The organism is Micromonospora sp. SD12 (genome assembly GCF_052068495.1).
Lineage (GTDB): Bacteria > Actinomycetota > Actinomycetes > Mycobacteriales > Micromonosporaceae > Micromonospora > Micromonospora echinofusca.
Genome location: NZ_JBQHDF010000001.1, coordinates 735,488 through 761,480, shown reverse-complemented (window position 1 = coordinate 761,480; position 25,993 = coordinate 735,488). Strand labels below are relative to the sequence as shown.

At 70.6% G+C, this 25,993-nt stretch carries 26 protein-coding genes and 3 tRNA genes; 16 read left to right on the top strand and 13 right to left on the bottom strand.

Going from position 1 to position 25,993, the window contains the following annotated elements:
- Nucleotides 1–557: 557 nt before the first annotated feature.
- From ACTMS2_RS03640 to ACTMS2_RS03630, 3 genes are all read left to right on the top strand, one after another.
- Nucleotides 558–2,786: a LuxR C-terminal-related transcriptional regulator gene (locus ACTMS2_RS03640; RefSeq protein ID WP_441174031.1), complete on the top strand. Its 2,229-nt coding sequence runs from the start codon at nt 558–560 to the stop codon at nt 2,784–2,786.
- 94 nt (nt 2,787–2,880) lie between these two features.
- Nucleotides 2,881–2,976, top strand: coding sequence for a VOC family protein (locus ACTMS2_RS03635; RefSeq protein ID WP_441174030.1), 96 nt, complete (start codon nt 2,881–2,883; stop codon nt 2,974–2,976).
- 288 nt (nt 2,977–3,264) lie between these two features.
- Complete coding sequence (locus ACTMS2_RS03630; protein WP_441174029.1) at nt 3,265–3,573, top strand: NIPSNAP family protein; 309 nt, start codon at nt 3,265–3,267, stop codon at nt 3,571–3,573.
- Between the two features lie 15 nt (nt 3,574–3,588).
- Here the strand turns inward: ACTMS2_RS03630 and ACTMS2_RS03625 are convergent, their stop codons facing one another.
- Nucleotides 3,589–4,212, bottom strand: a complete 624-nt coding sequence (locus ACTMS2_RS03625) for a hypothetical protein (protein WP_441174028.1) — start codon at nt 4,210–4,212, stop codon at nt 3,589–3,591.
- A gap of 876 nt (nt 4,213–5,088) precedes the next feature.
- Here ACTMS2_RS03625 and ACTMS2_RS03620 point away from each other — a divergent pair.
- Nucleotides 5,089–6,339, top strand: coding sequence for a S8 family serine peptidase (locus ACTMS2_RS03620; RefSeq protein WP_441174027.1), 1,251 nt, complete (start codon nt 5,089–5,091; stop codon nt 6,337–6,339).
- A 175-nt stretch (nt 6,340–6,514) separates the two neighbouring features.
- Here the strand turns inward: ACTMS2_RS03620 and ACTMS2_RS03615 are convergent.
- From ACTMS2_RS03615 to ACTMS2_RS03605, 3 genes are all read right to left on the bottom strand, one after another.
- Nucleotides 6,515–6,587 (bottom strand) — tRNA-Arg (locus ACTMS2_RS03615).
- Nucleotides 6,588–6,623: 36 nt separating this feature from the next.
- Nucleotides 6,624–6,714 (bottom strand) — tRNA-Ser (locus ACTMS2_RS03610).
- Between the two features lie 497 nt (nt 6,715–7,211).
- Nucleotides 7,212–7,640: a hypothetical protein gene (locus tag ACTMS2_RS03605; RefSeq protein WP_441174026.1), complete on the bottom strand. Its 429-nt coding sequence runs from the start codon at nt 7,638–7,640 to the stop codon at nt 7,212–7,214.
- Nucleotides 7,641–7,785: 145 nt separating this feature from the next.
- Between ACTMS2_RS03605 and ACTMS2_RS03600 the strand changes: the two genes are divergently transcribed.
- On the top strand, nt 7,786–8,388 hold the full coding sequence (locus ACTMS2_RS03600) for a hypothetical protein (protein ID WP_441174025.1): 603 nt from the start codon (nt 7,786–7,788) through the stop codon (nt 8,386–8,388).
- A gap of 159 nt (nt 8,389–8,547) precedes the next feature.
- Here ACTMS2_RS03600 and ACTMS2_RS03595 read toward each other — a convergent pair whose 3' ends face one another.
- Nucleotides 8,548–9,318 (bottom strand): CPBP family intramembrane glutamic endopeptidase, encoded by a 771-nt coding sequence (locus ACTMS2_RS03595; protein WP_101415309.1) that lies wholly within the window; start codon nt 9,316–9,318, stop codon nt 8,548–8,550.
- A 178-nt stretch (nt 9,319–9,496) separates the two neighbouring features.
- Between ACTMS2_RS03595 and ACTMS2_RS03590 the strand changes: the two genes are divergently transcribed.
- Nucleotides 9,497–10,615 (top strand): globin domain-containing protein, encoded by a 1,119-nt coding sequence (locus ACTMS2_RS03590; RefSeq protein ID WP_357974520.1) that lies wholly within the window; start codon nt 9,497–9,499, stop codon nt 10,613–10,615.
- Nucleotides 10,616–10,777: 162 nt separating this feature from the next.
- On the opposite strand, the gene ACTMS2_RS03585 is transcribed toward ACTMS2_RS03590, so the two are convergent.
- Nucleotides 10,778–12,295: a peptide deformylase gene (locus ACTMS2_RS03585; RefSeq protein WP_441174098.1), complete on the bottom strand. Its 1,518-nt coding sequence runs from the start codon at nt 12,293–12,295 to the stop codon at nt 10,778–10,780.
- A gap of 346 nt (nt 12,296–12,641) precedes the next feature.
- Here ACTMS2_RS03585 and ACTMS2_RS03580 point away from each other — a divergent pair, with 346 nt between their 5' ends.
- A complete protein-coding gene (locus ACTMS2_RS03580) occupies nt 12,642–13,373 on the top strand; it encodes an IucA/IucC family C-terminal-domain containing protein (RefSeq protein ID WP_441174097.1) in 732 nt (243 codons plus the stop codon).
- 51 nt (nt 13,374–13,424) lie between these two features.
- Here ACTMS2_RS03580 and ACTMS2_RS03575 read toward each other — a convergent pair whose 3' ends face one another.
- Nucleotides 13,425–15,245, bottom strand: coding sequence for a hypothetical protein (locus ACTMS2_RS03575; protein ID WP_441174024.1), 1,821 nt, complete (start codon nt 15,243–15,245; stop codon nt 13,425–13,427).
- Between the two features lie 212 nt (nt 15,246–15,457).
- Between ACTMS2_RS03575 and ACTMS2_RS03570 the strand changes: the two genes are divergently transcribed.
- Nucleotides 15,458–16,168 carry a class I SAM-dependent methyltransferase gene (locus tag ACTMS2_RS03570; RefSeq protein WP_357717757.1) on the top strand — a complete coding sequence of 237 codons (711 nt, stop codon included), beginning with the start codon at nt 15,458–15,460 and terminating at the stop codon, nt 16,166–16,168.
- A gap of 21 nt (nt 16,169–16,189) precedes the next feature.
- On the opposite strand, the gene ACTMS2_RS03565 is transcribed toward ACTMS2_RS03570, so the two are convergent.
- Together ACTMS2_RS03565 and ACTMS2_RS03560 are read right to left on the bottom strand one after the other, a co-directional pair.
- A complete protein-coding gene (locus ACTMS2_RS03565; RefSeq protein WP_441174023.1) occupies nt 16,190–16,723 on the bottom strand; it encodes a YbhB/YbcL family Raf kinase inhibitor-like protein in 534 nt (177 codons plus the stop codon).
- 131 nt (nt 16,724–16,854) lie between these two features.
- On the bottom strand, nt 16,855–17,115 hold the full coding sequence (locus ACTMS2_RS03560) for a hypothetical protein (protein ID WP_441174022.1): 261 nt from the start codon (nt 17,113–17,115) through the stop codon (nt 16,855–16,857).
- Between the two features lie 84 nt (nt 17,116–17,199).
- Between ACTMS2_RS03560 and ACTMS2_RS03555 the strand changes: the two genes are divergently transcribed.
- Nucleotides 17,200–17,718: a hypothetical protein gene (locus tag ACTMS2_RS03555; protein ID WP_441174021.1), complete on the top strand. Its 519-nt coding sequence runs from the start codon at nt 17,200–17,202 to the stop codon at nt 17,716–17,718.
- A 49-nt stretch (nt 17,719–17,767) separates the two neighbouring features.
- Here the strand turns inward: ACTMS2_RS03555 and ACTMS2_RS03550 are convergent, their stop codons facing one another.
- The gene (locus ACTMS2_RS03550; protein ID WP_393404049.1) at nt 17,768–18,016 is read right to left on the bottom strand and encodes a GntR family transcriptional regulator; all 249 of its coding nucleotides are present in this window, start codon (nt 18,014–18,016) and stop codon (nt 17,768–17,770) included.
- A 351-nt stretch (nt 18,017–18,367) separates the two neighbouring features.
- Between ACTMS2_RS03550 and ACTMS2_RS03545 the strand changes: the two genes are divergently transcribed.
- From ACTMS2_RS03545 to ACTMS2_RS03535, 3 genes are all read left to right on the top strand, one after another.
- On the top strand, nt 18,368–18,718 hold the full coding sequence (locus tag ACTMS2_RS03545; RefSeq protein WP_441174020.1) for a hypothetical protein: 351 nt from the start codon (nt 18,368–18,370) through the stop codon (nt 18,716–18,718).
- Between the two features lie 458 nt (nt 18,719–19,176).
- The gene (locus ACTMS2_RS03540) at nt 19,177–19,896 is read left to right on the top strand and encodes a hypothetical protein (RefSeq protein WP_441174019.1); all 720 of its coding nucleotides are present in this window, start codon (nt 19,177–19,179) and stop codon (nt 19,894–19,896) included.
- Entirely contained in the window at nt 19,841–21,097 is a 1,257-nt protein-coding gene (locus ACTMS2_RS03535; protein WP_441174018.1) for an XRE family transcriptional regulator, read from the top strand. The genes ACTMS2_RS03540 and ACTMS2_RS03535 overlap by 56 nt, the downstream gene beginning before the upstream one ends.
- A 245-nt stretch (nt 21,098–21,342) precedes the next feature.
- Here ACTMS2_RS03535 and ACTMS2_RS03530 read toward each other — a convergent pair.
- Nucleotides 21,343–21,429: transfer RNA gene (locus ACTMS2_RS03530), tRNA-Ser, on the bottom strand.
- Nucleotides 21,430–21,524: 95 nt separating this feature from the next.
- Between ACTMS2_RS03530 and ACTMS2_RS03525 the strand changes: the two genes are divergently transcribed.
- On the top strand, nt 21,525–22,064 hold the full coding sequence (locus ACTMS2_RS03525) for an AAA family ATPase (RefSeq protein WP_441174017.1): 540 nt from the start codon (nt 21,525–21,527) through the stop codon (nt 22,062–22,064).
- Between the two features lie 9 nt (nt 22,065–22,073).
- Entirely contained in the window at nt 22,074–23,051 is a 978-nt protein-coding gene (locus ACTMS2_RS03520; RefSeq protein ID WP_441174016.1) for an NAD(P)H-quinone oxidoreductase, read from the top strand.
- Between the two features lie 3 nt (nt 23,052–23,054).
- Here the strand turns inward: ACTMS2_RS03520 and soxR are convergent, their stop codons facing one another.
- Nucleotides 23,055–23,513, bottom strand: a complete 459-nt coding sequence (gene soxR / locus ACTMS2_RS03515; RefSeq protein WP_441174015.1) for a redox-sensitive transcriptional activator SoxR — start codon at nt 23,511–23,513, stop codon at nt 23,055–23,057.
- Between the two features lie 47 nt (nt 23,514–23,560).
- On the opposite strand from soxR, the gene ACTMS2_RS03510 reads away from it, so the two are divergent.
- Nucleotides 23,561–24,328 carry a transketolase gene (locus ACTMS2_RS03510; RefSeq protein ID WP_441174014.1) on the top strand — a complete coding sequence of 256 codons (768 nt, stop codon included), beginning with the start codon at nt 23,561–23,563 and terminating at the stop codon, nt 24,326–24,328.
- A 2-nt stretch (nt 24,329–24,330) separates the two neighbouring features.
- Nucleotides 24,331–25,233, top strand: a complete 903-nt coding sequence (locus ACTMS2_RS03505; protein ID WP_441174013.1) for a transketolase family protein — start codon at nt 24,331–24,333, stop codon at nt 25,231–25,233.
- A gap of 1 nt (nt 25,234) precedes the next feature.
- Here the strand turns inward: ACTMS2_RS03505 and ACTMS2_RS03500 are convergent, their stop codons facing one another.
- Nucleotides 25,235–25,942 (bottom strand): glycosyltransferase family 2 protein, encoded by a 708-nt coding sequence (locus ACTMS2_RS03500; protein WP_441174096.1) that lies wholly within the window; start codon nt 25,940–25,942, stop codon nt 25,235–25,237.
- Nucleotides 25,943–25,993: the final 51 nt, after the last annotated feature.

The window sequence follows — 25,993 nt, the reverse complement described above, 5'->3', positions numbered from 1 at the left end:
AACGGAAGTCCGAATCGGACTGTCAGGGTTTTGCGAGCCGATAATTGAACAGGTCGAGGATGCGAAAGCCGATCCGCCACAAGTTGATGTTGAAGTTGGAAATGAGCGGCGATGAGACCATCGTGAACGCCAGCACGGATCGGATTTCTATCCGTGACGGGCGGCGGGTGCCGGACGCCGCCCACAGGTATCGCATTCGAAGGGGTGATGGCGCATCACCCCGCCTCGGAGGCCCGAGGGGTGAAAGCCGGATGATGCCCGCGCGGTTGAGGGCGTACCGCCTCCTCGGGACAGGTGCCGCGCGAGGAGGGTGCCGAATGGGCTGTCGGCAAGGCGACAACGTCGGCATCGGGGCAGGCGGTGGCATCCGTTACGCCTACGGAGACTCGACCTCTTGATTGACTGATGCCTTCCCCTCGCCGACACTACGCGTGACGCATTGGGCACCGATGGTGCGCCGGAGGCGGGGGGTGTGTCAGCCGGTGCCCGAGAGACTTCCCACCAACATGGGGCCGGGCTGGCCTGACCCGCGGCCGGCACGCCGACCCTCCGGTGTGGTGGAGGCGCTGATCGCGCCTAAGATCCATATTCCCGCCGTGCAGCCCGAATGGGCAGGCCGTCCCGAACTGCTTGCCGCGCTCAACGATGCCGCTGCGGCACGGCTGGTGACGTTGATCGCCCCCGCCGGGTACGGCAAATCCACACTGCTGGCACTGTGGCACGCCCACCCGGGCCGCCGCCGGGCGCTGGCGGTGCTCGCCGTCGACGCGCGCGACAACGACCCCGTGCTGTTGTGGTCGGGCATCCTCGCTGCGCTGAGCGCAGCGGTGCCAGGACCGCAGTGGACGACAGTGGCCCGGCTGCTGCGCCAGACAAACCCGGACATCGACACCGCAGTGCTGCCCGCAGTGTGCGCGGCGCTCGCCCCGCAGGCCGCTACGACCGGGGTGACCCTGGCCATCGACGATTGCCATCTGCTCACCGAACCGGCATGTCACCGCCAGCTCGCCGCGTTCGTCGCGGTACAACCGCCCAACTGCCAACTGCTGGTCGCCTCCCGCCGCACCCCACCACTGCGCTTGGCCCGGCTTCGAGCCAGCGGGCGCCTGCTGGAGATCGGTCCCACCGAGTTGCGCTTCGACTCTGGTGATGCCGCCTGGCTGGCCACCACCGTCACCGCCGGAGTCGACCTACGCGACGACACCGCGCAGGCCCTGATCGAGGCCAGCGAGGGCTGGCCCGTCGCGGTGCACCTGGCCGCCCGCGCGATGCGGCACCACGCCGACGCGGCGGCGGTGCTCGCCCATCTGACCGCGAGCCACGGCCATCTCGACGACTACATCGCCGAGGAGATCCTCGACGGCCTCAGCTGCCAGCAGGCCGTGGCCCTGGCCCGTACTGCGGTCCTGGAGCGGCTCACCAACGCCCTGGCCCAGGCGGTGGCCGGCGATGACCTGCCCGTTCTCGACTCGCGCCACCCAAACGGACTGCTGCTGGTTCCGCTGGACACCACCGGTGAATGGTTCCGCCACCACCACCTGATCCAGCACGCCCTACGGCAGAGGCTGCATCGCGACGAACCGCACATGCTCGCACGCCTGCACCGCCGTGCCGCCGCCTGGCTGCGCGCGCAAGGCCGCACCGAAGACGCGATCGAGCACAGCCTGGCCGCCGGCGACACCGCCACCGCCATCACATCAATCGCCTCCGCCTACATGGCGGCGATCAACACCGGACGACGGGTGACCGTACGCGCGTGGCTTGACCGCCTCGGCCCCGACACGGTCGGCGCCAGCGCGCCAGCGGCCATCGCAGCCGCCTGGATCGCCGCCGTCAGCGGCGACCGCCCGGCCGTCGAACACTGGCTACGCATCGCTGAACACCTCGGCCACCCAGGACCGCTACCGGACGGCACGGCATCGGTCACCTCCGCCGCTGCCCTGGTCCGGGCCGTCTTCGGTTTCGACGGACTCAAACCGATGACCGAGGCCGCGCTCACCGCCGTCGAACAGGAAACCGACCCCACCAGCCCTTGGTACGCCATGGCCCGCACCGCCCTCGGCTGCGCTCACTACCTCGGCGACAAATCGCACGCAGCCCTCGACCCCCTCCGCCACGCGATGGCCAGCCACGCCGCTACCCCCATGGTGCGTACCCTTGCCACGGGCGTGCTCGCGCTCGCGCAACACCATCTGGGCCAGCACGAACAGGCCGCAGCCACCGCTGCCGCCGCAGAAGAGTTGGCCGAACACTTCGGCCTGCAACAGGTGCCACAGGCCAACATGGCCTACATCGCTCAAGCCGCCGTCGCCATTCATCAGGGCGAGCACGAACGAGCGCAAACCCTGCTCGAGCTGACCCTCGCACTACGTCGGCGCACTCCCGGGATGAGCCCTTGGCCCACTCTCTGCGGTCTGACCCAACTGGCCGAGCTATACCTGAACACCGGCGAGCACGTCGGCGCCGCCGCCTGCATCACCGAGGCCCGCGCTCTGATCGACGAACTCCCCGACCCGCACAGCCCGCTGCTCGAACTCCTCGACCGACTCGACCGGTACCCCCGCCCAGCCCAGCAAGTCACCCGACAACCCGCCACACTCACCACCCAAGAACACGCTCTGCTACGGCTGCTGCCCGCACCGATGACTCTGCGGCAGATCGCTGCGCACCGGCACGTCAGCCTCAACACCATCAAAACCCAGACCCGCGCCATCTACCGCAAACTCGGCGCCGCCCACCGGACCGCCGCCGTCACCACCGCCCGCCGCCACGGACTCATTCCCTGAACCCCGCTGCTCAACCTGACGTCAAGTTTTGTGGAGCGTTGGGGTCGCAGCCTGCGCGAGGAGCGCACTGACCACGTCTCGGTCCACGGCCAGCGTGCGGCACGACCACGACCCCAGCGACGACTACGTCGTACTCACCGATCCCGAGGGCAACGAGTTCTGCGTCTGCGCCGTCGCCGAAGGGGAATGAGGCCGTCTCCCCTTCGCGTCGGGCGGTTCAGCGCCGATTGCGCGAGCGACGGGTCGCCAGGAAGCCGCCGACGACCGCCGCCACGACCGGCAGGAGGCAGCAGATCGTCAGGACGAACAAGTGCCACGGCTTGACAGCTCCCATGGACGCGAGGATAGGCACCGCGCGCCAGCGCCGGTGGAACGCCCTCGGCCGCCGGGACCATCAGTCGGACGGGCGCACGTACCGATCGGTCCGGCCGGCGCCGGGAATGATCTTGAGCGCTCCGGTCGACCTATGCTCGACCACATGATCACCTGCGTGGTGCACTACACCATCGACCCGGCCAAGCTCGCGGCGTTCGAGCGCTTCGCCCGCGAGTGGATGCGACTGGTGGCCCGCCACGGGGGCGTCCACCACGGCTACTTCCTGCCGGCCGAGGGTGCCAGCGACCGGGCGGAGGCCCTGTTCAGTTTCGAGAGCCTGGCCGCCTACGAGCGGTACCGCGCACGGTTCGGTGAGGATCCGGATTTCGTGGCCGCGGACCGGATCCGCGACGAGTCAGGTTGCGTCCTGCGGTACGAGAGGACGTTCATGCGCCCGCTTCTGCCCGACTGAACACGTCGTACCGAGCTAGTCGACCGCGATGCGCAGGCCACGCACCGGTGAGGCGACGACCAGGGCGAGGCTGAGCACGACGGGCACAGCCAGCATCAGGTACGCGACCCGGACCCCGTAGGTGTCTGCGGCCAGCCCGCCGATCAGGGCGCCGAACGGAGTGCCACCCCAGGCCAGCATGCGCCCGGTGGTGTTGACGCGGCCCTGCAACGCATCGGGGGTGAGCAGTTGGCGCACGGTGATGCCGTTCGCGTTCACCCCCAGGCGCGCCACGGCCCAGATCGCCCATCCGGCCAGCGCCAGGGTGAACGCCGACGTGCCGACCAGACCGACGAGGGCCGCAACGAAGATGGTGAGCCCCGCGATGGACACCGTTCCCTGGCCGGCCCACCGGCTGGCTCGGGGCAGGAGGACGGCGGCGATCAGCGAGCCGACCGCGGCGGCGGCGTAGAGCAGGCCCAGGCGCTGGTCCTCCGGGCGCAGGCCGAGAGCCTGGTCGGCGTGGACGACGAGCAGAGCCAGCACGCCGCCGGCGGCGACGTTGAGGCCGAAGCCCGCGGCGGTCAGCGTACGCAGGACCGGCGTTCGCCAGAGGTGGTGCACTCCTTCGGCGATCTCGGCTCTCAGCCTGCGGGCCACCGTCGGCCCCGAGCGGCGGAGATTTCTGCGCGGGGCTGCTCGACCGAGAGCGAGCAGTGCGGCCAACGACGCCGCGACGAGCAGGATTACGACAAGTGGATTGACGTATCCCGGCGCCATGTCGATGAACGCCGTGCACTTGCGTTCGAGCGGCCAGTAGCGGGCTCGGCCGTAAGCGCTGTCCCAGTTGTGGTAGCGGGATATGCGTTCCGTTGCCGATCGTGGTGCGGCACGTTGGCAGTCGGCTCCTGATTGACAAGATTCTGCAGCGAGCCCATTTTCAACGTGATCGAGGCATGCTGAGCAGGCAGGCGGCGGTGCGTCACTGCTCCAGATAGGACAGGGCTCCCCCGGTAGCAGAGCAGTCGACCCAAGACGCACTGCTGAGGTGCCCCCCATTCGGCCGGTCGTCGCCCATGCGCGACAGCTCGACGACCATCAGGGCGGCACGGCCCGCGACCAGTTCACCACCGTGGCCCGGCTCCCACGCCGCGCGTCCTATAGCGCCACTGCCGGTCGCCGTCCCACCGCCGCCCTGCCGCAGCTCGCCCAGACCGCCGGGTTCATGGCCTCCGACGCCCATCGGACTCTGACCCAGCCACGGCTTTGACGAGGCCCGGGGCCGCGCCCAGGACGAGGCCGCCTGCGGCCCCGCGGACGACAGGAGCCGCGGTAGAGGCCCCGGAAGCAGCCCTGATACATCGAGCGAGAACTCTTCTCACTTCGCGCCCAAAAAGACGTACATCGATCGGCTTCTCGAATTCCGCGGTGGAATCCGGGCCTATATCGGCGGTACGATCCGGCGAAACCGTTCGGACCATTCAATCGGCGTGTCGTCCGCCCGCCGGAATGGCCGGAACAAAGGGAGGCTGGGAGATGAGACTCCACCGACACACGATCTTCGCCCGCGAGCGTCGAGCCGGAACGGCCGCCATGGCCACGCTCGTCACCACGGTCATGCTCCTCACCGTGGCTGCCGGACCGGTCACTGCGGCACCCGCCACCGAACCGCGGTCCGGGACGACCGGCGAGATCCTCGGCACCGGCAACGCCACCCCCGTGCCCGGCAGCTACGTGGTCACCCTCAAGGACAGCGACGGTACGGTCGGCGATCGGCAGGCTGGCGTGTCCCGCCTCGCCGACCGGTACGGCTTCCGCCCGGACCAGGTCTGGCACGACGCGCTGAACGGCTTCTCCGTGCGGACCTCCGAGCTGGTGGCCCGCCGGCTGGCCGCCGACCCGGCGGTGGCGGTCGTGGAGCAGGACCGTTTGATCAGCTTGGCCACCACCCAGACGAACGCGCCGTGGAACCTCGATCGGATCGACGCATCGCTGGGACTCAGTGGTACCTACAACTTCACCAGTGTCGGGACCGGCGTCCGGGCGTACATCGTGGACAGCGGGATCCAGATCAGCCATGTCGACTTCGGCGGCCAGGCGGTGTACGGCTACGACGCCGTCGACGGCGCGCTCCCGGCCAACGACTGCAGCGGGCACGGCACCCACGTCGCCGGCACCGTCGGCGGGACGACCTACGGGGCGGCCAAGAACGTCGTGCTGGTCGCGGTCAAGGTGTTCGACTGCGCCCTGCCGAGCACGCTGTCGATGTTGATCAACGGGATCAACTGGATGATCGGCAACCACCCCGCCGGGCAGCCGGCCGTGGCAAACATCGGCGTGCTGACCAGCCCCACCCTCGCGCTCAACACCGCAGTGACGAACGCGGTCGCCGACGGCATCACGGTAACGGTTCCGGCCGGCAACTCGAACGTGAGCGCCTGCACCGTCTCACCCGCGTCGGTGCCGACCGCGCTGACCGTAGGTGCGACGTCGACGAACGACAACCGGGCAAGCTGGTCAAACTTCGGCTCCTGCCTGGACATCTTCGCTCCCGGCGAGCGCATCACGTCGGCCTGGTGGAACTCGATCACCGCGACCCAGACGATCAGCGGCACCTCACACGCCGCGCCGCTCGTCGCCGGCGTCGCCGCTCGGGTGCTCAGCAACAACCCGACCTGGACACCGGCCCAGGTGGCCAGCTACCTGTTCAGCGTCGCCAGCCCGGTCGTGATCAACCCGGGGGCCGGCTCGCCCAACCGTCTCCTGCACCTGTCCCCGGCGCTCTGACCTGACCCTGTCACCGGCGGGCCCACGCGGCCAGCCGCTCGCCATCCCGAAACGGAGCGAGCAGGCCGCGCAGGGCCGGTCCGGGTCGCCCGAAACCTGGCAAACTCCGTCCCGACCAGCAAAGCAATCAAGGCCGTTACCGGCGTTTTCGCTGGTAACGGCCTTGATCGTGAAGTGCGCCCGAAGGGACTCGAACCCCTAACCTTCTGATCCGTAGTCAGATGCTCTATCCATTGAGCTACGGGCGCTCGGTGCTTGGCCAGTCTACACACCCGGCTTTCGCGCGGAGACTCCGGGATTCGAACCCGGGAGGGGCTTTAAGACCCCAACCGCATTAGCAGTGCGGCGCCATAGACCAGACTAGGCGAAGTCTCCCTGGTGGCCCTGCAGACCACCGCGCCCGAGGATACAGGGCCTCACCCATCAGGAGCAAAGCGACTTCCCCGGTCCGCCCCTCCACCCCTGCATCGGGCTGTCCCGAACGAGGCCGAGACTCGCCCCGGCCTCGCCTTTCCCTGCTGTGCGCGGACGTGATCAGGACTACGCTCCATCGATATGCAGGAGCAGCCGCCGCGCGAGCCGACCCGCCGAGAGCCTGCTGAGGGAGCACGCCGCCGCTCCCCGAAGGCGACCTTCAGCCCGCCGCCCGCCCCGCCCGAGCCAGTCGGGCAGGAGGATTCCGGGAAGCGCCCCCGGCGGGCGAAGCCGGCGCCCGCCGTGCTCTTCCAGCCACCCTCGGCCGATCCGCCGCTGCCCCGCCAGGCCGACCGAGCGGCCGAACGGGCGCCACGGGAGCGGCCCGGCCAGGCGGACGAGACCCGTGGAAGTGACATCGCGCACACCGACGGCGGCGCGCCCGCCCCTGCCGGCGATCAGCCGGGATCCGCCACCGCTGGGGACCCGTCCACCTCCGGCGCGGAGACCTCTGGCGGTGACGCCACCCCCGCGCGCAAGGTGCCCGGGAAGAGGGCGGTCACGAAGAAGGCCGCGCCGACGCAACCGACGACGGCAAAGGACGCGACAGACCAAGCCGAGGCAACGGTTGCCGCAGGGCCGGGGAGGGCGGACGCAGAGCTGAGGACGGCGGACGCAGAGTCGGGGACGGCGGAAGGCGCGGTGCCCCCGGCGGCGACGAAGGGCACACCCGCGCGGAAGACCACAGCCGCCCGGAAGGCCGCGCCCGCGAAGAAGGCGACGCCCGCGAAGAAAGCCACGCCCACGAAGAGGGCCGCACCCGCCGCGAGGGCCGAGCCCGCCCGGAAGGCGACGCCCGCGAAGAAGGCCGCCCCGGCGACGCTCACCCCGGCGACGGTCGCTGCCGAGGCCCCGGTCCAAGCCCCAACCGCCGCGCACCCGCAGGTGGTCGAGCGGCACACCGGCGCCGGGGCGGCGGAGACACCGCTGGGGCGTACGCCGGAAACTGTCCTCCGGCTGGCTGCCACGCGGATGCTGGAGCATCCCGGGTTCGCGCCGGAGTTGCTGGCCCTGGCCGCCGTCGAGGCGGTCGGGCCGCGCGCCCGCGACTGGGCGCAGCGGATCCGGGAGGCGTACCCCGACGCGGGTGCCGACGGGTTGGCGCGGCTCGCGACCCGGCGGTTCGTCCGGCAGGCAGGGGCGGGCGGGGCGACCGCCGCGCTGGCGGGGCTCTTCGCGCCGGTGGCCGAACTGGCGGCCGTGCTGTGGGCGCAGGCCAACCTGGTGCTGCACCTCGCGGCGGCGTACGGCCGGGATCCGGCGCATCCGGACCGGGCGGTGGATCTGCTGGTGCTGACCCGCGTGCACCCGGACGCGGAGAGCGCGCGGGCGGCGCTGGCGGCGGCCCGGGCGGCGGACGCGCCCGACGAGGCGGGCTGGCCCCGGGCGGCGGAGGCGGCGTGGCGGCTGGCGGCGCCGTTGGCCGCCCAGGCCGGCGGCTGGCTGGCGCTGCGGGTGGCGTCCCGGCTGCTGCCCGGCGCGGCGGTGCTCGTGGCGGCGGCCGGGGACGCGGCGGCGGCCGAGCGGCTCGCCGCCCGCGCGATCACCGCCTACCGGCGACCCGCGCCCCGCTGAGCCTGCGCTTGGCGGAACGGCGGAAAGGACGCGGGCCGCTGGTAGATCTTGGTACGAAACGGCCCCCGGAGGGGCGCTTTCCGACCAAGATCGGCCGGGGCGGCACCCGGCGGCGGGCCGCGGAGGGGACGCGGAGGGGAGGGAGAGGGCTGGCGGGGGTCAGAGCCAGTCGAACCACTCCCTCGGCAGCATGGCGTAGCCGACGAAGGCGACGACGTCGAGCAGCGTGTGCGCGACGATGAGCGGCATGACCCGGCGGGTACGCAGGTAGAAGAGGCTGAACACGACGCCCATCACCACGTTGCCGAGGAAGGCGCCGAAGCCCTGGTAGAGGTGGTACGAGCCGCGCAGCAACGCGCTCGTCGCGACGATCGCGCCGATCCGCCACTGGAGTTGGCGCAGGCGGGTGACCAGGTAGCCGACGACGATCACCTCCTCCAGCACCGAGTTCTGCACGGCGGCGAGGATCAGCACCGGCACCGTCCACCAGAGCTCGGGCAGCGCGGCCGGCACCAGCGTCGCGTTGACGCCGAGCTGGGCCGCCGCCCAGAACAGCGCCAGGCCGGGCAGGCCGATGAGCGCGGCCAGGCCGGCGCCGCGGGCCAGGTCCTGACCGGGCCGTCGGGCGTCCAGGCCGAGCGTCCGCGCCGGATCGCCGGGGTCCCGCGCCAGCAGGTGTACGGCGAGCAGCACCGGCAGCAGCGCGAAAACGATCCCGAGCAGCTGGTAGGTCAGGTCCAGCCACGGCCGGGGTGACGCCGAGGTGTTGAGCGCGGCGGTCTGCTTCGACAGCGGCCCGTCGGCGGTCAGCTTCGCGATGATCGACACCGTCGCGTAGACGGCGGACTGGCCGAGCGAGAGGCCGAGTACGAGCAGCGTCTCGGTGCCGAGCATCCGGCGCGTCGCCGGGCGTTGCAGCTCAACGGTCACCGCACCACTCTGCCCGACGTCCCTCGGGGTGAGACCGGCGACCGCGCCGACGTCACCGGGCGGCGGCACCGCCCGAACGAGCCTCACGAGCCGATCGCACATTCTGTGCGACCAGTCGACACGCTCCGTGGACATTCTATGGGTGCCCGATCCGCCGTCAGGAGAAGGAGCGCGCCCCGTGGACGACTTCGCAAGGCTGCTGAAGGAGAGCTGGACCCTGGTCGAGGAGCACCGGGAGCGGCTGAGCGGTCACTTCTACGCCCGGCTCTTCCTCCTCGACCCGGAGCTGCGCAAGCTCTTCCCGGTGGAGATGACCGGGCAGGGCGACCGGATCCTGGAGGCGATCGTCACGGCCGCCCAGACGGTCGGCGACCCGGAGAGCTTCGACGAGTACCTGCGCGCGCTGGGGCGGGACCACCGCAAGTACCACGTCGACGCGGCGCACTACGAGACCATGGGCGTCGCGCTGCTCGACGCGCTGCGCAGCGTCGCCGGCGACGGCTGGAACCTGGAGTACGACCAGGCGTGGCGGGACGCGTACGCGGCGATCACGGAGAAGATGCTGGCCGGCGCGGCGGCCGACGACAACCCGCCGTTCTGGCACGCGGAGGTGCTGACCCACGAGCGGTACGGCAGGGACACGGCCGTGCTGACCTGCCGGGCGTTGCAGTTTCCGCTGGCGTGGAAGGCCGGGCAGTACGTGAGCCTGGAGGTGCCCCGCCACCTTCCCCGGGTGTGGCGCACCTACTCGGTGGCGAACGCCCCGAACGACGACAACCTGCTGGAGTTCCACGTCCGTACGCCGGCGGGCGCCGGCTGGGTGTCGGGGGCGCTGGTGCGCCGGGTGAAGCCCGGCGACCTGCTGCGGGTGGCGGCGCCGATGGGGTCGATGACCCTGGACCGCGCCTCGGAGCGGGACATCCTCTGCGTGGCGGGCGGCGTCGGGCTGGCTCCGATCAAGGCGCTGGTGGAGGAGCTGGCCGGCTACAACCGGACCCGCTGGGTGCACGTCTTCTACGGCGCCCGTACGGCGGCGGACCTGTACGGCCTGGCCGGGCTCCAGGAGTTGGTGGCCGCGCACCCGTGGCTGTCGGTCACTCCGGCGTGCAGCGAGGATCCCGACTTCGACGGCGAGCTGGGCGACGTCTCCGAGGTGGTCAGCCGGTACGGCCCGTGGACGGCGCACGACTGTTACGTCTCCGGTTCCGCCCGCATGGTCCGGGCCACCCTCCGGGTCCTCGCTGAGGACGGCGTCCCGCCGGAGAACACCCGCTACGACACCTTCGGCAACCTCTAGAAGCGTTCCTCCCCCCGAACCGGGGCGCGTGCCCCTGCCCCCTGGGGCACGCGCCCCGGTCCCCCAGACGGGCGGACCGGCACCGCCCCGCACGACCACGTCCGCCCGGCCGTCCTTCCCACCCGCGCGGACGTGGTCGTGCCGCCCGGCTGGTGCGTGGAGTCAGTAGCGCCAGGGCCGGCCGGTCTCGCGGTACTCCTCGACCGGGACCAGCGGCACCCCCGGCGCCATCCGGTCGACGTAGAGCCGCCCCTCCAGGTGGTCGATCTCGTGGGCGACGAGCCGGGCCATGCCGAACTCGAACGAGGTGATGATCCGGCTGCCGTCGTACTGGGCGTGCTCCACGTCGAGCCGCAGCGGCCGGGGCACCAGGCCGCGGTGGTCGAAGAACGAGAGGCAGCCCTCGTACTGCTCGTCGCTGTCGGGGGAGGCGTCGACGACGCGGGGGTTGAGCAGCACGACCGGGTCGGCCGACCGGTCGGGGGGCCGGACGACCGCCACCGCCCGGCCGAGGCCGAGCTGCGGGGCGGCGATGCCCACCCCCTTGCGGAACGGGTGCATCTCGTCGAGGCGGACCAGGGTCGCCGCGAGGCGGTCGGCCACCTCCCGGGCCGCCTGTTCCTCGCGGGGCAGGTCGAACGGGCGCGCCGGCTGGCGGAGCAGGTCGTCGCCGCGCTGCACGATGCCGATGCCGCGCATCCGCTCGCTGGGCCGGACCCGCCCGGCCTCCTCCGGTTCGGCCTCCGGCCGGCTGCGGAACCGCCACTGCAACCGGTAACGCGCGTTGAGCGGTGGGTCCTCGGTCGCCCAGTCGAAGATCACCCGGTCGGCGTCCTCCTGCTTGGTGACCGGTGTGCGCAGCGGGCCCTCCTCCGCCGACAGCGAGGTCTCCGCGCCCCAGACCTGCGGGTCGAGGGCCGCCGGAAAGTCCAGGCGTACGGCCATCTGCCGGGTGGGCAGCCGGACGGCCCGCTGGAACCAGGGGCCCCACTTGTCATGCCCGACGCAGTAGGCGTACTCGATGGTGGCCCGGTCGCCGGGGTAGAGGGGGAAGCGCCGGTCGGTGTTCTCGAAGAGCAGCCACAGTTCCTTGAAGGCGTCCCGGTCGTGCTTGGCCCGCCAGTGCATCGCCTCCCGCTCGTCCCCGTCCTCCCGGTACGCCTGTAGTCGCAGCTCGGCGAAGGTCAGCGGGTGTTCCCGGTGGTGCAGGTTGGAGCGCCCGGGGTCGTTGGGGTAGCGGTCGACGGCGACCCGCACCAGGTAGCGGGTGACGGGCTCGGTGCCGGCGTTGTAGAGCTCGCGCCGGATGACGCAGCGGTAGGCGTCGTCCAGGTGGGTGAGGGTGGCGAGTTCCCGCTCGACGATCAGACCGGTGCCGGGCGGCATCCACTGCCCGGGTACGGGTGGTTCCCGGTGTGCCCGCTCGGCCCGGACGTGGCGCAGTTCGTCGTACTCCTTGAAGCGCTGCCAGATGGCGCCGCTGGCCTCCAGCACGGCCTCGGCGCGGCGCGCGAAGTCCTCGGTGGGGCGGTGCCGCCGCCCCTCGACGTGGCTGACGTACGACGGGTCGAAGCGCATCAGGGTGGCGAGCTGCTTCTTGGACAGCCCCCGACCTGTGCGGTGCCGGGCGACCTCGGCGGCGAAGGAGTCGGCAGCCCGATCGAGCGGTGAGGTCATCAGCTTCCTCGTGGCCGGGAGTATCAGTTTCACGTTCTGTGGCGACGCGCACACGGAACTGGCACCTTGCCGACACGAACATTGACAGGAAGCGATGATTGCCGATACTGGGCCGGGTTTTCCGCCCCGGGGGCCGGGTAGTACGCCGACCGGCGGGCGGAGTGACCGGCCCCTCCCGATCCGACAGAGGCGAGGCTTCCCTTACCCCGCAGACTGTGGTTAGGCTAGCCTTAGTCAGTGACGGGCGTACCGCCCGGCGACAGCGACGACGGGGCGGGTGAGTCCAGTGACAGCGGTGCTGCCGGAGCGGGACGTGGCCGCCGCGCCGTTGGCGCCGGTGACCGCCACGATGCGCGCGATGTTCGGCACCGACGACGTGCCTGGTCTCGCGCCCGGTCTGCTGGTGCACGACGAGTTCGGCTGGCAGCCGGCCACCGCGCTGGTCGGCGGCGCTCTCCTGCCCGACTTCCTGCGTTCGGCCGCCACGCGCTGGGGCGGCACCCCGCACGCGTGCGCCGCGCTGGCCTGGAAGTCGTACAGCTACTGGACGGCGCTGCCCGTGGTGCTGGGCTGGGCCTCGGCCCGCCGGGTTCCGCTGCTGGACCCGGCCGACGTGCTGATCCACTTCGAGGACCACCGGCCGCTGCTCACCATGGGCCTACGCCACTCGACCGCGATCGCGGTCCTGCCGGGCGACCCGCTGGCACTCGCCGGGCTGCCCGAGGTGCGCGTCGTCGCGGACGAGGCGGAACTCCTCCGGGCGCTGCGGGCCTCGCTGCTCGACGCCCACCTGGCCCCCATGGTGGCCGCGATCCAGGCCGAGGTCCGCATCGGCGCGCGCACCCTGCTCGGGTCGGTGGCCTCGGGCATCGCCCACGGCATCCTCCGGGCCGCCGACGCCCTGCCCGGCTCGTCGGTCGAGACGATCGAGACGCTGCTCGGCGCGCTCGACCTCGCCGACCTGGTGGAGCTGGTCCCGGGCCCGAACGGCGAGCCGACCGTGCAGCGGCGCACCTGCTGCCTCGCGTTCACCCTCCCCAAGCCCAAGATCTGCCAGGGCTGCTGCGTCCGCCAGGCCTGACGACCGGCCGTCCGGCACGCCGCCGCCCCCCACGCCCCGATCCCGCCGGCGTCAGTCCGTGAGCGGGCGCACGTCCCAGAGCCAGACCCCTCCGGTGTACGTGGGATGGACGCCGGTCAGCTCGGTCATGCCCCGGCGCAGCGCGTCGGCCTGCCGGTGCGGCCCGAGCACGACCGCGCCCGCCCGCCAGTACCGCAGGTCACCGACCGCGTCGACCCGCGCCTGCGGGGTGATCGGCGGCACCGCGCCGGTTCGCCGTATCTCGCCGAAGAACTCGCTGGTGGGGCGGGGCGGCGCGGAGAACAGGGCCACCCGGTCGCGGCCGGCGCGGGTGTCCGGGCCGAGGAAGTAGCCGCGGGCGATGGGCATGTCCAGCCCGGTCCGCGCCGACCAGCGCAGCGGATCGGCGTAGTGGGTGTCGGGCAGTGGCAGGGTCACGATGCTCCGCCCACCCTCCGCGTACGGCCGCCAGGCGCCCGAGGTGACGAAGTCGGGTACGGGCTCCAGCCGGGTGGTGGGCAGCGGGGTCGGCAGGATCGGCAGCAGGGCCATGGCCAGGACCGTGGCGGTGGCGAAACGGATCTGCGGGCGCGCTGGCGGCTGCCGGTCGGCCAGGGCGCGTACGCGCTCCGCCCCGTACGCGAGCAGCACCCCGACGATCGGGGTGATCGCCAGCGCCCACCGGGTCGGCACCACCGAGTGCAGGACGGGCAGGTTCTCCAGCGCCGCCCACGGGCCCGGTATCCCGGTTTCCCTGCCGTTGAGCTGCACCTCCCGCCCGAGGGAGAGCAGGCCGAAGAGGAGCGCGAGGACGGCGAGGCCGCGTACCACGACGTTGTCGCGCAGCCACCAGAACAGGGCGACGACGAGCACCACCAGCGGCCAGCCGAAGAAGGCGTTCTCCTCGGTGGGGTTCTTGGCCAGCCCCTGCGCGCTGCGGGCGTCGCCGGCCAGGGACTCCCGCGAGTACGCCACGAACGACGCGAGGTCCGTCGAGTAGCCCCGGATCAGCCGGGACAGCCCGTTGTAGGCCCCCGGACCGAAGAACTGGACGTACAGCGGGTACGCGAGCACCACCAGCGCCACGGCGGCGGCCACCCCCAGCCCCGCGAGGAACGGCCGGGCCCGGCGGCGCAGCCCGGGTCGACCGAGGGCGAGCGCCCCGACGACCACGCCCAGCCCGATGGCGGTCATCAGCAGCACTTCGAGGTTGAGGAAGGCCTGCCACACGATGACCAGCGCGAGCAGCAGCCCGTTGCGCAGCCAGCGCCCCGGCTCGGCGAGCCGCAGGGTGCGCCAGACGATCAGGGGCACCACGTACTGCGAGACGATGTTGGGGTGCGCGTTGGCGTGCGAGACCATCGCGGGCGCGTACGCGCAGAAGGCGGCGCCGAGCCAGGCCGGCCCCCGGCTGCCGACGACCACCCGGGACAGCAGGAAGTACCAGGCCGTGGCCGTGGCGATCATGCCCAGCGTCAGGAAGAGCAGAAACGACGCACGGGTACCGAGCAGGAGCGTGACGGGCGTCATTGGCAGAGATACGGATAATACGGACGTATTTGCCATGAGATTCACGCTCTCCGGCACGTTCATCCGGTCGGAGGTGAATGGATCAACAAAATCGGTCAGCACCCGAGCGCCGTGCGCCATCATCCACTCGAACTGCGACTGGTCCGTGCGGTTGTCCCGGATGCCGTGCGACGGGCGCAGCCAGAGCCGCGCGGTCACCCAGAAGCCCAGCACCACGAAGCTCGCCACGGCGGCGGCGTCGATCCACCACCCCTTCCAGGCCCGTACGCCCCGGTCGGGCCCGTCCGCCGACGTCCCGGGCCCTGGCCCGCCGCCAGGGAGGCCCGATTCAGGAGTAGTCATGACGATTCGTAGAGTAGTCAGGCTATGGCGCCGCCGTGACATGTTTCGGGGTACTGGCGTACCATGTGCCGGGTTCGCCGACCGCCGATCACGTGCCAACCCCCGACCGCATTTCGGCCACCACCGGTGCCCCGATTTTTCTCCCGCCAGCGCGGATGATTCACTCTGTCGGTCCAGGCGCGGGTCGAGTTCATATCGTGAGGAATCGACGCATGGCAGAAATCACTGGGGATCAGCGCGTGCAGTCCGAGGTCCTGGAGGGCCTCGCGACGGCGGTCAACCACCGCCGCTGGTTCGTCGAGTTGGCCCTGCCGTACCTCGGTGACAACCCGATCGAGATCGGCAGCGGGCTCGGCGACTACGCGCTGGAGTGGGCGGAGCGGCTGCCCCGGTTCACCGCCACCGAGGCCGACCCGGACCGGCTCGTCTCACTCAAGGAGCGGCTGGCCGACCAGCCCCACATCGAGGTCCGGCAGATGCTGCTGCCGCACCCCGACCGGGGCGACTACAGCGCCGCCGTGTCGTACAACGTGCTGGAGCACATCGAGGACCACGTGGGCGCGCTGCGCAGCATGCGCGACCTGGTCCGGCCCGGCGGCAACGTCATCATCATCGTGCCGGCGTTCCAGTTCGCGATGAGCCCGGCGGACATCGCCACCGGCCACGTGCGCCGCTACACGAAGAAGACCTTGGCCGCCGCGATGACCGACGCCGGCCTGACGGTGGAGAAGATCCACTACGCGAACGCGCTCGGCCTGATCGGCTACTTCATGGCGACCAAGGTCTTCCGGCTGATGCCGAAGGAGGGCCCGATGGTCAAGGTCTACGACACCCTCGTGCTCCCCGTCACCAAGGCGGCCGAGCAGCGCCTCCTGCCCCCGTTCGGGCAGTCCGTCTTCGCCGTGGCCCGCGTACCCTCCTGACCGTCCCCTGCCCGGCCCGGGTCAGTCCTTGACCTGGAAGGTCGGGCGGATCACGGCCCGGGCCAGGGTGTGGAAGGCCAGGTTGAAGCCGACGTAGGCGGGGGTCGCGTCGGGGGTGACGTCGAGGCGCTCCACGTCCAGGGCGTGCACCGCGAAGACGTAGCGGTGCGGCCGGTCGCCGGCCGGCGGGGCGGCACCGCCGTAGCCCTGCTCGCCGTAGTCGTTGCGGACCGTGAAGGCGCCGCCGAGATCCTCTCCGGCCGCGCCGCGCGGCAGCCGCGTCACGCCGGCCGGCAGGTTGACCAGAACCCAGTGCCAGAACCCGCTGCCCGTCGGCGCGTCCGGGTCGAAGCACGTCACCACGAACCCCTTGGTCTCGGCCGGGAAGCCGGACCAGGTGAGCTGCGGCGAGACGTTGTCGCCGCCGACGCTGCCGTGGGCGTACGCGGCGTCCATCGGCTCGCCGTTCTGCACGTCGTCGCTGGTCAGGGTGAACGACGGGACGGTCGGCAGCAGCTCGTACGGGTCCGGGGCGATCGGTCGTTCCAGGGTCATCGGGGCAGTCCTTCCGGTGAGCGGTTGTCTCTCCGCACCCTTCTTACCCCGTCGGCGCCCGCGATCGAACCGGAAGCGCCGGGCGTCCGCGCAACCCGGCGTCCCGACCGTCCACCCCGGCCAGCGGACGCCTACCTCAACGGCGTACGCACCTCGGATCGCAACCAGGCCAGGCCTTCCTCGTCCCGGTCGTCACCCGGTGCCTCGGCCCAGGCGATGACGTTCACCACTTCCCTGACGGTCAGGCCGAACTCCCGTCGCAGGGCCGAGCCGGCCCAGATGAGGGACCCGGAAGCCGCGCCTGCCCTCATGACGCGCGCGATGTCCGTGATGTCGCCGCCGTCGTTGACGATCCTGCGGAAGACCGGTCCCCACTCCTCCAGCGCGGCCATGGACACCTCCGAAAGATCACGATTTCGCCGTCGACACCGTAGCCGCTGACCGCCCGTCGTCGCTCGGGCACGTAATCTCGCCCGGTGATCGAGATGCCTCTGACCGCTCGGCAATGGCGTCGCCGGGCGGCGGTCGTCGCTGCCGTCGCCTTCGCGGTGGCCTGCATCGGTGCGCCGATCAGGCAGGCGGTGACGAGGGCGATCGAGGCGGGGCGGGGCGAGAAGACACCCGCGGCGGCGGCTGAGGCGTACCTCCTGGCGGTCTTCAAGCCGGACGACAATCCCGACATCAACCGGTGCCTGTGCGGCGACAACCGGGACGAGTTGTTCCGGCAGGCTCGCGACCTGCGCAAACAGGTCGAGTCGCAGGTCGCCTTCGGCGTGCGGGTCGAGGCCACCAACTGGCAGACCGACGCGGGCGGCGCGGTCTCCGCGATGGTGGACCTCCGGTTCACGGAGGTCGCCTCCTCGGGAGACGTCACCTTCACCGGCGCCACGCACCGGTGGCGCTTCGAGACCACGGAGGAGGGGGGCATCGGCGGCGGCTGGAAGGTCTGTCGCGTCGACGCGCCACCGCTGTGCGGCACCTACCTCCGCTGCTGACCGACACCTGCACACGTACGCGGCGAGCCGAGCAAGCAGGCCGAGACCTCTACTGAGGGGCTACGTCAGGTCGCTCGGCCACGAACGTCCCTCGTGCGTGCACGGTAACGACAAGACCCCGGTCGCGCAGCTCCCGCATGGCCATCCGCACAGTGCCCCTGGCTACGCCGTAGGTCTGCTGGAGGTGCAGTTCACTCGGCAACGGCTGTCCAGGAGTCAGCTTGCCCTCTTCGATCTGGGCGGCGAGCAGATCCGCCAACTGCCGGTAGAGCGGCACATTGGACAGCGGGCTCGTCATGGGCGAGAGCGTAAGCACGCACACGATCTGTACGTCTGCGGGGATATTCAGTCCCTAGACGTCTAGTCTCTATACGTCTAGATCCTGTACGTTCAGTCACGGTCACCCAACAGAGCGGCCCTCGGCCAGCGACTGCACCGCCGACCGAGGGCCTTGATCGCCCCAGGGAGGCGACCCGTGAGCACCCTACCCACCCTGCCCGCCTGTGGAGCGCCTGCAACCGTCCGCATCGAGCTCTACACAGGCGACTCCCTCGATGCCTGCGCGTAAACCTGCGCGATGCACCTCGACTACACAACGGCTGCGAGCGCTCGGGCCGGGCTCGATGCTCACCCGGCCGGGGCGGCAGGCTTGGACCGACACTGCGGCTACGTGCACGTGCACCAGACCGGCACCCTTGCCGAAGCCACCCCGACCGTCTGCCCGCGCTGGTGCGACCGGGACGGCTGCCAACGCCGAGGCCACCACCGTTCCCGAACCCACCACCTGGACACCAACCGGCTGGAGGCGTTCATCGTCGACGTGGGCCTGGTGCAAGCACTGCACCCGGCCGCCGAGCCGATGGTGAGCCTGACGGGCGTGGAAAGCAGCGCCGCCGCGAACCTCGCGCTGTCGATGAGACAAGCCAGAGTGTTGCGGTACCGGCTGAGCCACCTACTGGACATAGCCACGGCGGTACGCAACGGCGGGCGCTGGACGTAGCCGCACTCAATCCCCGCAGGGAACCAAGCCACCCCTCGCGCGACTGCCGAGGGGTGGCTACCTATGCGGGTCGACCAGCCGGCGCCCTACGCCCCCCGGCACCTCAGGCCCGGGACAGTCGTCAGATCCGGGAGCACCCGCCTTTCGTATCATGTGACCCCTGCCACTCCCCCGCACTCGGCCTAGCCTGATGAAGGCGGAGACGGCGGTGACCTCCCAAAACTCATACACAGGCCACGTCGGTTGGCGCGGGCGGGGGGTGCTCGGGCGGACGACAGGACCGCGCGACACGCCGAAAGCAGAGCGAAGGTTGCGCTGCGAAAAACTAAAGTCCATGATGCACCGAGCGCGTAGGGCGCTGAAGTGACCTGGGGGCTAGGTTGAAACCGTCATGGCTTGATGCCCGATTCGGGCGGTTCGCAGCAGGCCTGCGCGCGGGGGCAGCGCTTGGACTGACTGTGGCCAACGATGAAGCGGGAAGCGAGTACTCGGCAAGCAAGTTCAAGAAGCCAGCGGTCTACGGAACTGCTCGCTACTACTACGGACTTGAGGCCCTCGCCTACAGCCTGAAGCGGACCGCGGACGCTCAGGTCTTGAAGCTCCACGGACGCCCTTACGCCGTGGTCAACGGCGTCTTGGTCTATCCATGGTGCTTCGGCAACTCAAAGGACTTGGACCACCGGGAAATCCCAATTCGCAACGCCTCGGAGTTCAAGCGAGACTTGTTTGCCGCCAGAACGGCGAGCCGTGACCGCGCCCAGACCTGGATTGACTTCACGTCCAACGATGACAGCTCGATCGGTGTAGCTCTCCGAGCATTCGTCGAGGAAACCCAGGAAGTACGTGAACTCCGAGCTTTGATGGTCGGGTATGCGTCGAATCCGCAGGCCGGCCTTCTGCGAGTCGTGCTCGGCGACGTCGAACTTTACTCCGATGGCCATCTCCACTGGAACGATGATGAGGAGTTGTCAATTGAAGCCGCGCTAGCAGGTGATCTCAGTATCACCAGGCAGGACATTGCTGACAGCATTACGCGATTTGATTCCCTCCCCGAACCCGATATCGATCTCTCCCTCCAGGTCGACGGGTTGGCGGCAGGCAGCCCTATAGAGGAACAGCCCCATGCAAAGCCGAACGGATCGACTGAAGAAGGTAACCCATCTACCGAAGTCTCCTGACCCAGGATTAGAGCAAGCCGTTGCGACCGTCGAACTATTTGACGGTTCACGCCTCACTCAGGCTCGGCAACTTGCTGCCCTAACCAAACGCGCGCTTGCGGAAGTTGTGGGCGTATCTCCGGCGGCTATAGGACAATACGAATCAGGAACGATTAGGCCCCGGCCAGACCTCGCGATGAGGCTGGCCGAGGCCCTTTACGTGCCAGTACGATTTTTCGCTTTCTCCCCTGGGCGCCCGAGAGCAAGCATCGACGCCTCCATGGCTCACTTCAAATGCCTGCGTTCCACGCGGGCATACGAGCGCGAACGGGCGGCAGCATTTGCAAGCCGCATCTCCGAAGTGAGTCAAGCGCTAGAACGACACGTGCGCCTTCCTGCTGTTGATATCCCTGGATGGGCTGGTGGAGAGGTGGTGCCCGAGCTTCCGCCGTCACCAGCAGCCGCTGCGCGCGAGTTGCGCAGGCGCTGGTCAATAGGAACCGGCCCGGTACCCCACATGGTTAGACTGCTTGAATCCAAGGGCATTGTTGTATGCGTCCTCCCTTTTTCGGAGGCAGAGCGGGTGAGGGCATTTTCCAGTTCACGTCTCCCCCGTCCCGTTGTCGTTCTGACCAGCGACAAGAACGACGTGTATCGCCATAGATTCTCGGCGGCTCACGAGCTAGGCCACCTTGTAATGCATGGTGAGGCTCGCCCAGGAGACGTTGAAAATGAGAGGGCCGCAGACAGCTTTGCCGCAGAGTTTCTTATGCCTTCATCAAGCATCAGCTCAGATCTTCCCCGCAGGGTCGATTTCAAGACGTACATTCGACTGCAAGAATCATGGGGCGTATCAGTCGACGCATTGCTATATCGAAGTCGCGAGCTTGGGTTACTTGGCGACCCCCCCTACCGCCGTGCGTGGCAACGGCTAGCCGACTTTCGCTCTAACGGGATCTTGACTCCCGAGCCGATTGAAGGGTACCCAGGCGAACATCCTGTGCTATTGACGCGCGCCTTGGACGTTGCCCGCCAGCGAGGACTAACCATCGAGAAGCTAGCTGCCGCGCTCGACCTGTACGAGGAGACGGTTCGGCTCTATTTAGGAGCGGAAGAAGAAACACTACCCGAGGTCAGCTTCGTAGACTTCGCCGCAAGGCGGCGTATTCAACCGCCCACAAAGTTGACCCAAGAGGCTTCCGCAGGGGGGAATGATCAATAGACATGATAGCGTCGCGCTACCAGCCCAGACAGGATAGGGCCGCGCGCAAGCGGATCGGGGAAGTGTTGGGCACCGAGTAGCCAGGAACGGCCGAGGTTGCGCTAGGAGACGTCGACACGTAAACGACACGCACCAGTAAGACACGACGGTCACAAACGAGATGAAGTGAGACTGACCCGCCATTCATAGACACGCCCCCTGGTCGGCAAACGCGCTGATCAGGGGGCGTTTTTGCTGTTCATCGGCGGAGGGTGTGGGATTCGAACCCACGAAGACATCGCTGCCTTACCGGTTTTCAAGACCAGCGCCATCGGCCACTAGGCGAACCCTCCCGCGCCGCGCCCGTGAGGTACGCGACCGTGCCTAGTCTGCCACGGACCCGCTGCGGGCGAGCGGGCACCGCACCCGCGCTGGAATGATCGGCGGCATGTGGGAGAACCCGTCGGTGGTGCTGATCAGCGGGATCATGGCCGCCGGAAAGTCCACTGTGGCCGAGGCGCTGGCCCGGCGCCTGCCCCGCGCGGTGCACCTGCGCGGCGACGTGTTCCGACGGATGGTGGTCAGCGGCCGGGAGGAGATGACCGCCGAGCCGTCGGCGGAGGCGTGGCGGCAGTTGCGGCTGCGCTACGACCTCGCCGCGTCGGCGGCGGACCGGTACGCCGCCGCCGGCTTCACCGTGGTGTTGCAGGACGTGATCCTCGGCGCGGAGCTGCCGGCGATGGTCGACCGCGTCCGGCACCGGCCGCTGGCGGTCGTGGTGCTCGCGCCGAGCCCCGAGGCCGTCGCCGCCCGCGAGGAGGCGCGGGAGAAGAAGGGGTACGGGGACTGGCCGGTCGCCGCCCTGGACGCGGAGTTCCGGGCGGAGACGCCCCGGATCGGGCTCTGGCTGGACAGCTCGGAGCTGACCCCGGCGCGGACGGTGGACGAAATCCTGGCCCGGGCGTGGACCGACGGACGGGTGGGGTAGACACGGAACATGCGCGCGATGACGATCCCGGAGCCCGGCGGACCCGACGCACTGGTCTGGAGCGAGGTGCCCGATCCCGAGCCCAGGCCGGGCGAGGTGATCGTCAACGTGCTGGCCAGCGCGGTGAACCGGGCCGACCTGCTGCAACGGCAGGGGCACTATCCGCCGCCGCCGGGCGCGCCCGCGTACCCCGGGCTGGAGTGCTCCGGGGTGATCAGCGCGATCGGTCCCGACGTGGCCGGCTGGGAGGTGGGCCGGGAGGTCTGCGCGCTGCTGGCCGGCGGCGGCTACGCGGAGCGGGTGGCCGTGCCGGCCGGGCAGCTCCTACCGGTGCCGGCCGGCGTCGACCTGGTCGACGCGGCGGCGCTGCCCGAGGTCGCCTGCACGGTCTGGTCGAACGTGGTGCGGGTGGCCGGGCTCGGCAAGGGCGAGACGCTGCTGCTGCACGGCGGCGGCAGCGGGATCGGCACCTTCGCGATCCAGCTCGCGGTCGCGCTCGGCGCCACCGTGGCGGTCACCGCGCGGGCCGCCAAGCACGAGCGGCTGCGGGAACTGGGCGCGGCGCACACGATCGACTACCGCGAGCAGGACTTCGTCGAGGAGGTCCGGCGGGTCACCGGCGGTCGGGGCGCGGACGTCATTCTCGACATCATGGGCGCCGCCTACCTGCCCCGGAACGTGGCGGCGCTGGCCACGGGCGGCCGGCTGGTGGTGATCGGCATGCAGGGCGGCCGCAAGGGTGAGCTGGACCTCGGGGCGCTGCTGGCCAAGCGGGGCACGATCACGGCCACCGCGCTGCGTTCCCGGCCGCTGGACGAGAAGGCCGAGATCGTCCGCGGCGTCCGCGAGGAGGTGTGGCCGCTGGTCGAGTCGGGCGCGGTCCGGCCGGTGGTGGACCGGCGGGTGCCGATGACCGAGGCGGCGCGGGCGCACCGGCTGGTCGAGTCGAACGACCACGTCGGCAAGGTGCTGCTGACGACCGGCTGAGGCTCAGGGTGTCGGGTCCCCGGTCGTACGGGGGAGCACGAGGCGGGCGCCGGGGCCCTCGCCGCCGAGCGAGTCGCCGGGGTTGTTGAGCGTGCAGCGTTGCAGGGACAGGCAGCCGCAGCCGATGCAGCCGTCGAGGTCGTCGCGGAGCTTCGTCATGAGCCGGATCTTCTCGTTCAGCCGCTCCCGCCAGGTCGCGGAGAGCCGCGCCCAGTCCTCCGCGGTCGGGACCCGCGACGCGGGCAGGGAGTCCAGCGCCTCCCGAATCTCCTCCAGCGAGATGCCGACCTGCTGGGAGATCCGGACGAACGCCACCCGGCGCAGCTCGGTGCGGGCGTAGCGGCGCTGGTTGCCACCCGTCCGCTCCGCCCGGATCAGCCCGAGCCGCTCGTAGTAGCGCAACGCCGAGGGCGCGACACCGCTGCGGATGGAGAGCTGGCCGATGGTCAGAGACTCGTGCATCACGTTCGCCTTGAGTTGAAGTGGACTTCAACTTGCAGGCTAACGGCATGACCACGACCACCGCCAGCGCGGGCCCGGCCCGGACCGCCGCGCCGCCCCGCGACCCCGTGTCCGCGCCACCCCGTCATCCGGGCGCCCCGCCGTTGCCGGGACCCGTCGGGCCGCTGTACGAGCGGATCCGCGCCGGTCGCGAGTTCGGCGCGAACGTCCGCTCGACCGTCGACGTGCTCTGGGTGCTCTACGACCGCATCCTGCGGGTCACACCGGAGACCGTCGACGACCCCGGCCGGGACCGGTTCCTGCTCTCCAAGGGGCACGCCGTCGCCGGCTACTACGCCGTGCTCGCCGCGAAGGGATTCGTACCCGCCGGCTGGCTCGACGACCAGGGCGGGCCCGACAGCCGGCTCGGCGACCACCCCGACCGGGTGCTGGTGCCCGGGGTGGAGATCGGCTCGGGCTCGCTGGGCCACGGGCTCGGGCTCGGCGTGGGCACCGCGCTCGGGCTGCGAGCCCAGGGCCTGCTCACGCCCCGGGTCCACGTGCTGCTCGGCGACGCGGAGCTGGACGAGGGCTCCAACCACGAGGCCATCGCGTACGCGGGGGCGACCGGGCTGGGCAGCCTGACCGCGATCGTGGTCGACAACGGCTCCGCCACGCACGGCTGGCCGGACGGCGCCGCGGCCCGGTTCACCGTCAACGGCTGGACCGCCGCCACCGTCGACGGGCACGACCACGACGCCCTGCACACCGCCCTGACCGGGCACGACAACCACCGGCCGCACGTCGTCGTCGCGGTCGTCGACCAGGGGGAGTGACCGTGCGGGACCGATTCGTCGAGACGACCACCGCGCTGCTCGCGGAGGATCCGCGTACGGCGCTGGTGCTGGCGGACATCTCCGCCGACGCGTTCGCCCCGGCCGCGTACCGGCACCCGGACCGGGTGCTCAACGTCGGAATCCGGGAGCAACTGCTGCTGGGCGTGACCGGCGGGCTCGCCCTGACCGGGCTGCGGCCGATCGCGCACAGCTACGCGCCGTTCCTGATCGAGCGGGCGTACGAGCAGATCAAGCTCGACCTCGACCACCAGGGCGTCAGCGCGGTGCTGGTCAGCATCGGGGCGTCGTACGACCGGGCGGAGTCGGGGCGTACCCACCTGTCCCCGGCCGACGTCTCGCTGATCGACACCCTGCACGGCTGGACCGTGCACGTTCCCGGGCACCCCGACGAGGTGCCGGCGCTGCTGCGGGACGCGGTGGCCGGCGACGGCTCGGCGTACCTGCGACTGTCCACGCTGCGCAACACCCGCCCGTACGGTGGCGACGGCGCGCTGCGGGTGCTCCGGGACGCGGGGCCGGGCGCGCCGCTGCTGGTCGCGGTCGGGCCGGTGCTGGACGCGGCGCTGGCGGCGGTCGGCGACCTGGGGGTGACGGTGGCCTACACCCACCGGCCGCGGCCGTTCGACACGGCGGGGCTGCGGGCGCTGGCCGGCGACGCGGTGGTCCTGGTGGAGCCCTACCTGGCCGGGACGTCGACCCGGGTGGTGTCGGCGGCCCTGGCCGACCGGCCCCACCGGCTGCTGGCGCTCGGCGTGGGACGCGAGGAGTTGCGCCGCTACGGCTCGGCCGAGGACCACAGCCGCTGGCACGGGCTGGACGCCGCCGGGCTGCGCCGCTCGGTCGCCGGGTTCCTGGACGCGGCGCCGGTGCCGGCCGGCCGCTAGGTCAGCGGGTCGGGGCGCCGAGGGGGCGGCGGCGGGTGCGCTCGCGGCCGAGGATCCAGAGCGCCTCGACGCCGTCCTTCCAGGTGATCTTCTTGCCCTCTTCGCGGCCCCGCGCCCGGTAGCTGATCGGGACCTCGTAGGGGCGGATGCGCTGGCGCAGCAGCTTGCCGGTGACCTCGGCCTCCATGCCGAAGCCCCGCGAGCGGACGTCGAGCGAGCGGTAGAGCGCGACCGGCATCAGCTTGAAGCAGGTCTCCAGGTCGCCGATGTAGGAGTTGAACAGGACGTTCGCCGCCATCGTGACGCCCTTGTTGCCCATCACGTACCAGAAGCTGTAGGCGCTGTGGCTGCCGAAGGTGCGGTTGCCGTAGACCACCGTGGCCCGCCCGTCGAGCACCGGGTCGAGCAGCTTGGGGATGTCCAGCGGGTCGTACTCCAGGTCGGCGTCGAGAATGACCATGTAGTCGCCCTCGGCGTTGTCGACCGCCGTCTTGATGGCCGCGCCCTTGCCGGCGTTACGCTGGTGCGTGATGATCCGCAGACGCGCGTCGTCGGCCCGACCGAGGATCTCACCGGTGCCGTCCCGGCTGCCGTCGTCGACCACGACAAGCTCGATCTCACACGGGTAGTCGACCGCCAATGCCTGCTTGAGGGCATCCGCGATGCGTTCCTCCTCGTTGTAGACCGGCATGAGGATCGAGAGCTTCACGGGAATCTCCACGGTGGCGACGATATGTCGGCCCTAGCCTAGCCTGGCAGC